Origin of the sequence: Desulfitobacterium sp. THU1 (assembly GCF_038181555.1) — a bacterium.
Taxonomy (GTDB): domain Bacteria; phylum Bacillota; class Desulfitobacteriia; order Desulfitobacteriales; family Desulfitobacteriaceae; genus Desulfitobacterium.
Map to the genome: position 1 here is coordinate 65,085 of NZ_JBBWUA010000014.1, position 11,438 is coordinate 76,522.

Genomic DNA, 11,438 nt, shown 5'->3' on the forward strand with positions numbered 1-11,438 from the left:
AAACACGAATTTTGTCGGATGAGTCTCTCTTCCTTAGATGTTTATCCTGATCTTATTAGTTTTACCAATAATAGTCAGAACCTTCGTGAAATAGTAAATTGACAAAGTTGGTTCTGATTGATAAAATTGATTCGCATCTCTGTTTATATAATGGCTTTCATATGGACTTTCATATGAGAATTAGGACGCATTTTTTGCGTCTAAATTTGCTTTAATGACGGGGACAGGTTTTTAATAAGAGTGAGGGGTTATTGACATATGCTAAAGTACATTATTAAACGAATTTTTCTAGCAGTAATGACAATTTTCGTGGTTGCGACCATAACTTTTTTTCTTATGAACATGGTGCCCGGTGGTCCATTTGTTGCAGAAAAGTCCATTAGTGCACAAGCACAGGCTGCCCTACATGAGAAATTTGGGCTGGATAAACCATTGATTGTGCAATACAAAAACTACATGCTAAGTGCTGCTCAGGGCGACTTTGGCTTGAGTTTAAAACAGCGTGGCCGTACGGTTAGCGATATCATAATCAGCAAATTTCCGGTTTCAGCCAAACTGGGTGGTATCGCAGTACTTCTGGCATTATCGCTGGGGATTCCTCTGGGGAGTATAGCTGCACTCAACCGCGGTAAATGGCTCGATGATGTGATCATCGTCATCGCTACCTGCGGCATAGCCTTTCCCAGCTTTGTTATCTGTACGGTGGGCATGTATGTGTTCGGCGTCTACCTAGGGGTATTGCCGACCATGGGTCTCACGACACCTGCTCATTATGTTCTTCCTGTCTTTGCACTTTCTTTCTATCCTACAGCCTATATTACTCGACTAATGCGCTCGTCGATGCTCGATGTGATTGGTCAGGACTATATGCGAACGGCCCGTGCCAAGGGTCTTTCTCAGATGGCCAGTCTGTTCAAGCACGCACTGCGCAATGCGATCCTGCCTGTAATCACTTATGTGGGCCCTATGCTGGCCTTCACCCTGACCGGGAGTTTCATCGTGGAGAAGATTTTCGTCATTCCCGGTTTAGGTGGTCAGTTCGTCAGCTCCATCGTCAATCGTGATTATACAGTTATTATGGGTACCACAATATTCCTGGCAACGCTGGTTATCACCATAAATGCCTTGATCGATATCCTTTATAAATTTATTGATCCCCGTATTCAACTTAAATAAGGAGGGCAGAAAATGACAGAAAAAAATCCGCTTAGCTTGCAATTAAAGGTTGAAGATTTTCTGCCTGCAACTGATGCAGAAAAGCAAAGTCTCACTCAAATGCGTCCTGGAGTCAGCTTTTGGAAGGATGCCATGCGGCGACTCAGGAAAAACAAGGTGGCAATGATAAGTCTTACGGTTATTCTGATCGTTATGTTCTTTTCTTTTATCGTGCCAAACTTCTATCCCTATCAATATGAACTGCAGATCAAAGGTTCCGAGTACCTCAAACCCATGACCTACTCCACCCAGGAACAGCTTCGTATTGATGCCGGAGAAAAGGTGTTTCCGCATATTCTGGGAACAGATAATCTGGGCCGCGATTATGCTGTCCGCGTGATGGTGGGCAGCCGCATCTCCTTAATGGTTGGTTTAATTGCTTCCGCTATCATACTTCTTATTGGCTCAACTTACGGCGCCGTGTCGGGATACTTTGGCGGCTGGGTAGATCTCGTCATGATGCGTATTGTCGATATCATCTATACTGTGCCTGATATTCTTTTGATCGTGCTGATTTCCTTTGCGATCAGGGATCCTTTGGCCATCTTGGCTGCCAAGCCCGGCTTTGGGTGGATTCAAACGGTGGGTCCTAATTTAATTAGTATTTTCTTGGTATTTGCCCTGTTGTATTGGGTGGGTATGGCCCGGATTGTTCGCAGCCAGGTCTTGGCCCTTAAACAGAATGAATATGTGACGGCAGCCAGAGCTTTAGGTGCCGGTACTGGGCGTATTATCCGTAAGCATCTGCTGACCAACACTATCGGTACGTTGATTGTTACCACGACTTTGCAAATTCCTTCTTCGATTTTCACGGAGAGTTTTTTGAGCTTCCTTGGTTTAGGAGTTGCTGTTCCATTGCCTTCTTTAGGTTCGCTGGCCAGTGATGCCCTTAACGGTCTGAACAGTTATCCTTATCTGTTGATGGCGCCGGCTTTGCTAATCAGCCTCATTATTCTCAGTTTTAACCTATTAGGTGATGGTCTGCGGGATGCATTCGACCCCAAGATGAAGAGTTGAGGAAGGAGAAACATAATGAACGAGTACTTGGTTGAAATCCGCAACGAGAGGCTCTCCTTCTTTACCCCGGCAGGTGAGGTAAAGGCACTCAATGATGTGTCCTTGCATGTCCGTGAAGGCGAAGTGTTGGGTATAGTGGGGGAGAGCGGTTCCGGAAAATCAGTTACCTCTTATAGTCTCATGGGACTGACGGCTCATCCTGGCCGACTCATCGGTGGGGATATCTATTTTAACGGACATCATATCAATAAGATGTCGGAACGAGAGTTGCGTGAAATCAGAGGTAACGAAGTTTCGATTATCTTTCAGGATCCCATGACTAGCCTCAATCCGGTCTTTACTGTCGGCAACCAGATCCGCGAGGTTATTCTTATGCATACCAACAAAAGCAGGAAAGAGGCCAACGAGCGTGCCCGGGAACTTTTACAGTTAGTAGGCATTAACGAACCGGAAAAACGCTTAAAACAATATCCTCATGAGTTGTCCGGTGGTATGCGCCAGCGGGTGATGATTGCTATTGCTTTGGCCTGCGAGCCTAAGCTACTGATAGCCGACGAGCCGACGACTGCTTTGGATGTAACGATTCAGGCTCAGATCATAGAACTGATGATGAATCTGCGGGAAAAGATGGGGATGTCCATTATTTTGATTACCCACGACTTGGGTGTTGTGGCCGGGATGTGCGACCGCATTGCCGTTATGTATGCCGGCAAGGTGATCGAGTCCGGGACCGCAGATGAAATCTTCTATCAACCATCCCACGAATATACCAAAGGCTTGCTACTGAGCGTACCAAATATTAATGATCGGGAACACAAGCAATTGGTGCCGATTGAAGGTTTACCAGTGGACATGCTCAATCCTCCAGCGGGTTGTCCCTTTGCTCCCCGCTGTCGTTCATGTATGAAAATCTGTTTGAGCACTATGCCGAGCTATACCAAGCTTAGTGAGGAGCATTACAGTGCATGTTGGCTGCTGGACAAAGCGAAATTTGAAGGACAGTCGGAGGTTCAGCATGATTGAAAATAATAAATTACTGGAAATACAGCATTTAAAACAATATTTTCCGGTTAAGAGCGAACAATTTTTCGAGAAAAAAGTTGTCAAAGCGGTGGATGATGTATCCTTCCATATTAATAAAGGTGAGACCTTGGGTCTTGTGGGTGAGTCAGGATGTGGGAAGACGACGACCGGACGAACTTTGCTGCGACTTCATGAACCTACTGGGGGTAAAATCTTCTACGATGGAAAAGACATCACACATGTTAACATGCTGCCCTATCGTCGGAAGATGCAGATTGTGTTTCAGGATCCTTATGCAAGTCTTAATCCTCGCATGACTGTGGGGGACATAGTGGGTGAGGCCATTGATATTCATCATTTGGCAGCTAATGCCCAGGAACGCCGGGAACGTATTGTAGAGCTTTTAAGCTTAGTGGGTCTGAATACAGAGCATGCCAACCGCTATCCCCATGAATTCTCCGGCGGGCAGCGCCAAAGGGTGGGCATCGCCCGTGCTCTAGCTGTAAGCCCTGAGTTTATCGTTTGTGACGAGCCTATTTCTGCACTGGATGTATCGATTCAGGCTCAGGTAGTCAATATGTTTGAAGAACTTCAGCAGCGTATGGGACTGACATATCTGTTTATTTCCCATAATTTGAGCGTAGTGAAGCATATATCCAATCGCATCGGCGTTATGTATCTGGGTAAGCTGGTGGAGCTGGCTGACAACTATGAACTAACCTTTCACAGTGTTCATCCTTATACCCGCAGTTTGATATCAGCCATCCCTATAGCTGACCCCAAAGTTTCACGCAGCACGAAACGCATAGTGCTTGAGGGCGATGTCCCTAGCCCCGTGAATCCTCCATCCGGCTGCCGTTTTCGTACCCGGTGTTTTTATGCGGACGAACAGTGTGCCGTAGAGGAACCCGTGTGGAAAGAGGTCTCTGCCGGTCACTTTGCCGCCTGTCATCATTTGGATCGGGTTCAATGATCCATTCCTATAATTATTTGCCGTGCAATTATCGCGGTGAATGATAAATAACTAGAAGTAAAAGGAGGAAAAGAATGTATGAAAAAAAAGACTACCCTACTGTTGGTCATCACCATGATCCTATCCCTTACGATTACCGCTTGCGGTAAAACATCCACTCCTGCGTCAACTGACGCGAACAAGAAACCCAAACAACTTGTAGCCCAGATTGGTCCCAATCCCGAGACCCTCGACCCTGCTTTGAACAGTGCCGTGGACGGTGGCAACATGCTCCTATTTGCCTTTGATTGTCTGCTCAATGTGGACAAAGACAACAAGATCATTCCTGGTGCCGCTGAGAAGTGGGAGACCAGTGCAGATGGTCTGACTTGGACCTTCCATCTACGTGAAGGACTGAAGTGGTCTGACGGATCACCACTGACAGCCAAGGACTTTGTGTACAGTTGGAAACGGGTGGCAGATCCTGCTACAGCTGCGCCCTACGGTCAAACCATGCTTGGTATGGTGAAAGGGTTTAATGAAGCTGCTGCCGGCAATCCTGATGCCCTAGCCGTTTCTGCACCTGATGACAAGACTTTCGTTGTTGAACTGTCCAATCCTACCGCTTATTTCGATAGCCTAGCTGCTTTCGCAGCTTTGAGCCCTGTACAACAGGCTACTATTGAAGCTAATGGAGATGCTTGGGCGACAAAACCCGAGAGCTATATCGGCAACGGACCCTTCTATATCAGTGAATGGGTACCCAGCTCATATATTCTGTTTACTAAAAACCCACATTACCGCGATGCGGCTTCGATTAAACTGGATTCCATCAAGCTACTCCTCATCGAGGATTCAAATGCTGCTTACGCCGCTTATAAAACTGGCGAAGCTATGATGATTAAGGATGTGCCGACTGCAGAGATTCCCTCTTTGCAGGGCAACAGCGAATTCTATATCGACCCACTGCTTGGCACCTATTATCTTGACTTAAACAATACCTTGAAGCAATTCTCAGATCCCCGTGTCCGTATGGCTCTGAGCTTGGCTATCGACCGCAAATACGTGGCTGGAACTCTGATGCAAGGTACTTATACCGCTGCCTCTAATTTCATCGGCACAGGCGTAGCTGACTGGGATGGCAGCAGCTTCATGAACAATGCCAACGGCGGTAAGCCATATATTAATGTTGACGATCACGAAGGCAACCTTGCCAAAGCTAAGGCGCTTCTGGCTGAGGCCGGTTATCCTGAAGGTAAAGGCTTCCCAGCTATTACGTACTCCCTCAACGATGCTGGTTATCACAAAGTAGTTGCCCAATACATTCAACAAGCATGGAAAGAATTAGGACTTACTGTGAATGTTGAAGTAGTAGAGTGGGCCAGCTTCACTCCGCAACGCCGTGCAGGTGATTATCAAACTAGCCGCGATGGTTGGCTGTTTGATTACAATGATGCTTCCAATATGTTGGATCTGATGTACAGCACCAATGGCAACAACAATGCTAAGTATAAAAACCCTCAGTATGATGCTTTGATGGATAAAGCTGCTGCAGAAGTCGATCCGAAGACACGTTCCGGATATCTGCATCAGGCGGAAGATCTGTTAATGGCTGATGCTGCTATCGTACCTGTCGCTTATTACAACCAGTTCTATCTACAGAGCCCCAAAATCACAGGCTCCTGGCACTCTCCTTACGGCTACTGGTACTTCCAGTACGCTGACATCGTGGAATAAAAACTCCGACTCTAATCACATGACTAAGGGCATGGGCCGCCGACTATCGGCGGCTCTTGCTACTAGCTGAAGACAAAACGGAATCTTGTGGGCAGTGAGGATTGTCTAACCAAATTGTTCGTAACCTTGAATTAAATCTGGTAAAAATGGAGGATGGATTAAGATATGGGAAAGCTCATCATTATCGAAGGCGGAGATGGGAGCGGAAAAGCTACCCAAACGAGAAAACTTTGGGATCGCTTCACTCAGGAAGGCCTGCAAGCGATGAAGGTAGAGTTTCCTAATTATGCAAGCCCCTCGTCAGCCCTTGTAAAAATGTACCTAGGAGGAGAATTTGGGAGTGACCCCAATGCGGTCAACCCCTATGCGGCATCTACCTTCTATGCTGTGGATCGTTATGCCTCCTATAAAACCCTCTGGGGGGATTTTTACAGGCAAGGAGGAATCATTCTTGCTGATCGCTATACCACCTCCAACATGATTCATCAAGCAGTTAAAATCCAAGATTCCGATGGCTGGGAAAGCTATATTGAGTGGCTGAAAGATCTTGAATATCGTCTGATGGGCTTGCCTGCACCGGATCTAGTGATTTATCTTAATATGCCCCCTGACTACAGTATTCATTTTATTGCGAATCGGGAGGATAAATCAGTTGTTTCCAGCCAAGATATTCACGAAAAAAATGTGGCATATCTTAAGGAATCCTATGAGAATGCTCAGAAAATACGAATCCACGAACATTGGGTAAATATTGACTGCTTATCTGAAGGTAAGCTAAAATCTATTGAGGAAATTCATGAGGAAATCTATCAGGTTGTTCAGGAGCTGTTGGTTCCCTAATGACGTTTAAAGCAGACTTCCAAATCATGACTTGACAAAGAGTGACTCATTTAGTAAAGTAAATAAGCGGTTAATTTCGCGCGCTCGTAGCTCAGGGGATAGAGTGACGGTTTCCGAGGCCGCAGGTCGCAGGTTCAAATCCTGCCGGGCGCACCAAAAACAAAAGGTAAAAAAGATTTATTGCTTACAAAGCCAGTAAATCCGCGCCTTTCGAGGACTTCCACAATGAAAAGTGGAAGTCCTTTTTTCGTAGATTTATTGGGGTAAAAGCTTCACTCTGACGGGACTCAAACCTACAAGTAAAAACGAATAGGAATGGCGCCCTTTTGAGAACAGAGTGAAATGAAAAAGGGCGCCACTCAAAATGCAATCAAATAAACAAGCTGAAAATAAAAAGGGCGCTGATTTTTAAGGCTGAATGAAAGCCGATAAAGTTAGCGCCCTTTATTAATATACACCAAAATCACATTTAAATTGAAAGCATCGGAAAGCCGGAGAATCGGAGTGCAGGAATGCACTTTATTCTCCGGCTTTTTTTGTTTTCTGGAAAGGAGTAGCCATGCTGGTACGATATAAGAGAAATAAGCAAGCTGCCTGTTACGACTCGGACAATCTAACTACTCTCGGCAGGACACCACCGGACGAACGACCTCGCGGTCCGTTCCAAAGCTGCGGCGGCTGCCCATACCCGTCCCACGGTTTCATCTGCTACAGCTCTGAGGGAGATTGCCTCAGAACGGATATGCAAAAAATTGCAAAACGCAGAAAGGAAGGTGCAAGATGAAACATGGAAACCGAATTAACAAAACGCATTAAGGCACTTACCCACCACTACCGTCCAAGGCTGCATACCGAAAAACGAACCATTCGGTGGGCGGATGAGGTATGGACGCCGTCAGGGATTGTGGACAGCATTCGGTTTGAGGATTATTACGAGGATGAGGAATATCTCTGCAGACTTCTGGACGCGGGGCATTTTTCTGAAAAGGAACCGTGCCTGACAGCGCATCGGCACGAACCCAGAAGGTGCTTTCGGGACGGCAGTACAGATAAGAATGCACAGAAATGTCATGGCTGCGTCCTGCGGTGCCATAACTGGCGTATCGGAATGATGGTTACCTGTTTCGAGGCCAAAATCACCTATCAGGATTTCAAAAGCAAAAACGGCCATAACTTTCATGGGAATGAAAATTACTATTGCATGCCGACAGCCCTCGCCGCCAGAATCGCCGGGGAGATCCCCGACCACATCGGCATCCTTGCATATTTTGAGGGAGAACGCCAATACGGGCTCCGGCAGTTCAAACCGGCCATGTGGCGGGAGGTATCCGATCAAACCAAGGTATTGCTGCTGTACAACGCCATGAAAAAGTGGTGTGACGGAGCGGTTTTTGTGTAACTGTCCCGTGAATGGCATGGAAATGAAATAGCAAATCTTTGTTGGGTTTTGGTATAGCTTTTCCGCCGAAGCTGTGGCATTGTGTTGTGCTGAAGGAGGTGAGACAGTTGGATGAAAAGCTCTTGGATTTACTGGATATGGCTCTGGCAGAGCGGTTTCAGCTTGCATATTCCGCCATGCGGGAATCAGACCCCCGGTCGGAAGAACTGGCACAGGAACTGCTCGAACTCAGCACAAGCATTCAGAACAGCGCTGAAATTACGCAACACACAAAGGACAGGATCGACAATTACCTGACCGAAAATTCAGATATGGAGGTAACGTTTCAAAAGCATCTGTACATTCAGGGCGCCAAGGACTGCGTGGCAGTGTTAAGAGAGCTTGGCGTAATCCAGTAGCACAGGCAGAGATGCCTGTGCTTTTTTTGACCCCACATTAAAACAGGGCCGTTTCCCCAACAGGAGGCGTCCCTGTTTTTTGCGTCCTTTTTTGCCTTTCCGGGGAAACGACCGGAAAGGAGAACCCATGCAGAAAGAACAGCTTGCAGAGTATCTGCGCCGGTATCACCATGGCACGGAAAACGCCGTCATCAGCCGGGAGCTGGAACACAGCTTCGGCGTTTCGGGCAAGGAGCTACGGGATCAGGTCAATGCCCTGCGCCGGGAGGGTGTTCCCATTGCCAGCGACCAGAACGGGTATTTTTACGCAAAAACCGAAGCGGAGGTGCGCCTGACCATCCGGCATATGAGAAACCGCATCAGCGGGATCAGCGCTGCCATCACCGGCCTCCGGCACTCCCTTGCAGCCTTTGACGATACGCAGATACGGCTGCCGCTGGAAGGGGGTGATGACTCCTGAACAGCTTCATGTCCTGGATCGGCGGCAAGAAATCTTTGCGGGAGCTGATCGTCACCCTGTTTCCCCTCTATTATGAGCGGTACATTGAGGTGTTCGGCGGAGGCGGCTGGGTGCTGTTTCACAAGCTGCCCGGCAACGATTTTGAAGTCTACAACGACTTCAATGGCCTGCTGGTCAACCTCTACCGCTGTGTGCGGGAAAAACCACAGGAGCTGATGGCGGCGCTTGCCTACTGCCTCAACTCCCGCGCGGATTTTGAGCTTGTGAAAAACGCCCTCGCCCGTGATTCTCCCGCATCGGATGTGCAAAGGGCGGCGTGGTTTTACCAGCTCATCCGCTACAGCTACGCGTCCGGGCTGACCAGCTATGGCAGCCAGCCCCACGACATCCGCAGTAACTTCCCCCTCATTGAGCAGGCCCACCGGCGGCTTGCAAAGGTGGTCATCGAAAACAAGGATTTCGAGAAGCTCATCGGGCAGTATGACCGCTCCGTCAGCTTTTTCTACTGCGACCCGCCGTATTTTGAAACCGAAAGCTATTACAAAAACGTGGGCGAGGACGGCTTTACGGAAAAAGACCATATCCGTCTGCGGGATGCCCTGCTGCGGATCGACGGCAAATTCCTGCTGTCCTACAACGACTGTGAATTTATCCGCAGCCTCTATGACGCACCGGGCATCCAGACGGAAGCCTTTACCCGCATTAACAACATCAAGCAGCGTTACGACAATGGGGCGCAGTTTCCTGAAATCCTCATTGCCAACTACGATCTGCATGAGCGTGAGAAAAACGTTCCGTCACAGCTGAATCTGTTCGGAGAAGGAGGCTTCATGGAATAGATAAAACCGATTTTTGTCACAGCCTTGCGTAAATCTCAAAACCAATCTTTTATAGGAGGAACCCTTTTATGAAAAAGAATCAAATGCCCCAAATCGGCCTTCCGGCCGATGCCTGCGAACGCTCCGGCTTCACCGAAAAGGACACGCTGGAGCTTCATGCCGGACAGAACGCCCTTGTGTTTCTGAAAGACAAAATGACGGCCTTGGAGGTGGCGAATGCCATCCAGAGTCTCAGCGCCCTCGCCTCGGATTTGACCGTCGTCCTCGCCTCCGCCTGCGGACTGTGCGACAACTGCGGTGAGGGCTGTGAGGATGGCTGCCCTGCCGGATGGGTTGCCGGGTGTTCTCTCTGCCATGATCTGCTGGATGAAAGCCAGACTGTCAGCATCCCCGGCTATCTTCTGGAGGAAGCGGGCATCCCCGCCGACGCCAAGCTGGAAGCCTATACGGATGAGGACAGCGGCGAAATCACGGTGACAGAGGCCGATATCCAGCAGGATATTACCGATGTGCCGCCCGGTATTCTCGCCGTGCTGGCGCAAAGCGGCGTGTGCCTTGCGGAGCTGGATGAACTGATTATGCAGGACAGCGTCATCTACGGCAATTAAGCTGTCTTGCATTCCCAATACACGATCCGGGAGGTGATCATATGCCGGGAATCATCCTGAAAAACGGCCTCATTTCCTACTATGGAAACCCGGCCGGATATACAGAAAAAGAAAAGGCGGTGGTGGACAGCATCTTCCGAAACGACGTGCTGACCGCATGGCTCAAAAGCCGCAGCCTGACCCCGCAGTGGACGGACGGCGTGATGGAGCGCCTTGCCGCGGGGGAACGGATGGGCGGCATGGACGAGTCCGCCGCACCGCTCAAAAATGTACGCATCTGGCAGCTGAAGCCGGATACGGACGTGTATATGAAGTTTATTTCCTATGAGGAAACGGTGCGGCAGTTCGGAGAGCCATCCCCTGAGCATTACCGCGTCGCCTATGACGGCCAACTGGACACCAACGACCTCGAAGCCATCTACACAAGGTGCAACGTAAATCACCCGCCCGGCTATGACGGGCACTCCCTGTCCATGTCCGATGTGGTGGAGCTTTATGATGCAGAGGGCAGCGAGTTCCACTACTGCGACCGTTTTGGATTTCAGAAAATCAGCTTCGGGGAACCGGAGCAAACCCAAACCATGGGCATGCGTATGTAGGCAGCCATCGGCTGTCTTTTCTCATGCCCTCATTTTATGAAGGAGGCCAAAATGAAAAATTTATTTTGCAAGCTGAAGAACCAGCTCGGCGCGGCTGCTGTCAAAAACCGCTCTATCCTCGCAAGCAATGCCGGAGAAGGCTACATTGACACCGCGATCAAAATCCTGATTGCCGTGGTTTTGGGCGCTCTGCTCCTTGCGGGGCTGTACGCCCTGTTCGGGGAAACGGTGCTGTTTTCTTCATGGTATAAACACGATAGGAAGTGCTACGCTTAAAGTCTTCTCTCTCTGTTTGGGAGGAGGAGGAGTTTGAGGGGGAGGAAAACTTTTCTCAAAAAGGTTTCCTCCCCC

Annotated in this window: 14 protein-coding genes and 1 tRNA gene; 14 read left to right on the plus strand and 1 reads right to left on the minus strand. The window is 48.7% G+C overall.

Features of this window, described 5'->3' with window-relative positions:
- The first annotated feature begins 258 nt into the window (after positions 1 to 258).
- The 7 genes from AAC978_RS11780 to AAC978_RS11810 all read left to right on the plus strand — a co-directional run bounded on the left by AAC978_RS11780 (position 259) and on the right by AAC978_RS11810 (position 6,940).
- Positions 259 to 1,176, plus strand: coding sequence for an ABC transporter permease (locus tag AAC978_RS11780; RefSeq protein ID WP_341548244.1), 918 nt, complete (start codon positions 259 to 261; stop codon positions 1,174 to 1,176).
- Between the two features lie 12 nt (positions 1,177 to 1,188).
- Positions 1,189 to 2,232: an ABC transporter permease gene (locus AAC978_RS11785; protein ID WP_341548245.1), complete on the plus strand. Its 1,044-nt coding sequence runs from the start codon at positions 1,189 to 1,191 to the stop codon at positions 2,230 to 2,232.
- A gap of 15 nt (positions 2,233 to 2,247) precedes the next feature.
- Positions 2,248 to 3,255 (plus strand): ABC transporter ATP-binding protein, encoded by a 1,008-nt coding sequence (locus tag AAC978_RS11790; protein WP_341548246.1) that lies wholly within the window; start codon positions 2,248 to 2,250, stop codon positions 3,253 to 3,255.
- Positions 3,248 to 4,228 carry an ABC transporter ATP-binding protein gene (locus AAC978_RS11795; RefSeq protein WP_341548247.1) on the plus strand — a complete coding sequence of 327 codons (981 nt, stop codon included), beginning with the start codon at positions 3,248 to 3,250 and terminating at the stop codon, positions 4,226 to 4,228. The genes AAC978_RS11790 and AAC978_RS11795 overlap by 8 nt, the downstream gene beginning before the upstream one ends.
- 78 nt (positions 4,229 to 4,306) lie before the next feature.
- Positions 4,307 to 5,944 (plus strand): peptide ABC transporter substrate-binding protein, encoded by a 1,638-nt coding sequence (locus AAC978_RS11800; RefSeq protein WP_341548248.1) that lies wholly within the window; start codon positions 4,307 to 4,309, stop codon positions 5,942 to 5,944.
- 165 nt (positions 5,945 to 6,109) lie between these two features.
- A complete protein-coding gene (locus AAC978_RS11805) occupies positions 6,110 to 6,784 on the plus strand; it encodes a dTMP kinase (protein ID WP_341548249.1) in 675 nt (224 codons plus the stop codon).
- A gap of 80 nt (positions 6,785 to 6,864) precedes the next feature.
- Positions 6,865 to 6,940, plus strand: a tRNA-Arg gene (locus AAC978_RS11810).
- A 665-nt stretch (positions 6,941 to 7,605) separates the two neighbouring features.
- Here the strand turns inward: AAC978_RS11810 and AAC978_RS11815 are convergent.
- Positions 7,606 to 7,845, minus strand: a complete 240-nt coding sequence (locus AAC978_RS11815) for a hypothetical protein (protein WP_341548250.1) — start codon at positions 7,843 to 7,845, stop codon at positions 7,606 to 7,608.
- A 47-nt stretch (positions 7,846 to 7,892) separates the two neighbouring features.
- Between AAC978_RS11815 and AAC978_RS11820 the strand changes: the two genes are divergently transcribed.
- The 7 genes from AAC978_RS11820 to AAC978_RS11850 all read left to right on the plus strand — a co-directional run bounded on the left by AAC978_RS11820 (position 7,893) and on the right by AAC978_RS11850 (position 11,363).
- Positions 7,893 to 8,183 (plus strand): hypothetical protein, encoded by a 291-nt coding sequence (locus tag AAC978_RS11820; RefSeq protein ID WP_341548251.1) that lies wholly within the window; start codon positions 7,893 to 7,895, stop codon positions 8,181 to 8,183.
- A gap of 98 nt (positions 8,184 to 8,281) precedes the next feature.
- Positions 8,282 to 8,581 carry a hypothetical protein gene (locus AAC978_RS11825; RefSeq protein ID WP_341548257.1) on the plus strand — a complete coding sequence of 100 codons (300 nt, stop codon included), beginning with the start codon at positions 8,282 to 8,284 and terminating at the stop codon, positions 8,579 to 8,581.
- 127 nt (positions 8,582 to 8,708) lie between these two features.
- The gene (locus AAC978_RS11830) at positions 8,709 to 9,041 is read left to right on the plus strand and encodes a hypothetical protein (protein WP_341548252.1); all 333 of its coding nucleotides are present in this window, start codon (positions 8,709 to 8,711) and stop codon (positions 9,039 to 9,041) included.
- A gap of 8 nt (positions 9,042 to 9,049) precedes the next feature.
- A complete protein-coding gene (locus AAC978_RS11835) occupies positions 9,050 to 9,880 on the plus strand; it encodes a DNA adenine methylase (RefSeq protein WP_341548253.1) in 831 nt (276 codons plus the stop codon).
- 68 nt (positions 9,881 to 9,948) lie between these two features.
- On the plus strand, positions 9,949 to 10,488 hold the full coding sequence (locus tag AAC978_RS11840; RefSeq protein WP_341548254.1) for a hypothetical protein: 540 nt from the start codon (positions 9,949 to 9,951) through the stop codon (positions 10,486 to 10,488).
- A 41-nt stretch (positions 10,489 to 10,529) separates the two neighbouring features.
- Positions 10,530 to 11,087 carry a YodL domain-containing protein gene (locus tag AAC978_RS11845; protein WP_341548255.1) on the plus strand — a complete coding sequence of 186 codons (558 nt, stop codon included), beginning with the start codon at positions 10,530 to 10,532 and terminating at the stop codon, positions 11,085 to 11,087.
- A 51-nt stretch (positions 11,088 to 11,138) separates the two neighbouring features.
- Complete coding sequence (locus tag AAC978_RS11850; protein ID WP_341548256.1) at positions 11,139 to 11,363, plus strand: DUF6133 family protein; 225 nt, start codon at positions 11,139 to 11,141, stop codon at positions 11,361 to 11,363.
- Positions 11,364 to 11,438: the final 75 nt, after the last annotated feature.